Source organism: Lactobacillus nasalidis, assembly GCF_016587775.1.
GTDB lineage: Bacteria > Bacillota > Bacilli > Lactobacillales > Lactobacillaceae > Lactobacillus > Lactobacillus nasalidis.
Genome location: NZ_BOCG01000559.1, coordinates 1 through 218 on the forward strand (window position 1 = coordinate 1; position 218 = coordinate 218).

Sequence of the window (218 nt, forward strand, 5' to 3'; positions counted from 1 at the left end):
TCTTGCCAAAGGCATCGCTGGGTAGCTATGTGCGGACGGGATAAGCGCTGAAAGCATCTAAGTGCGAAGCCCCCCTCAAGATGAGATTTCCCATTTCTTCAAGAAAGTAAGACACCTCAGAGACGATGAGGTAGATAGGCCGGGAGTGGAAGAAGCGTGAGCTTTGGAGCGGACCGGTACTAATCAGTCGAGGACTTGACCAAGAAGAGCGAAGCAAT

At 51.4% G+C, this 218-nt stretch carries 1 rRNA gene; it reads left to right on the top strand.

Annotated elements, in window-relative coordinates:
* A 23S ribosomal RNA gene (locus lacNas_RS10785) occupies positions 1-203 on the top strand; the annotation flags it as partial.
* Between the last annotated feature and the right edge of the window lie 15 nt (positions 204-218).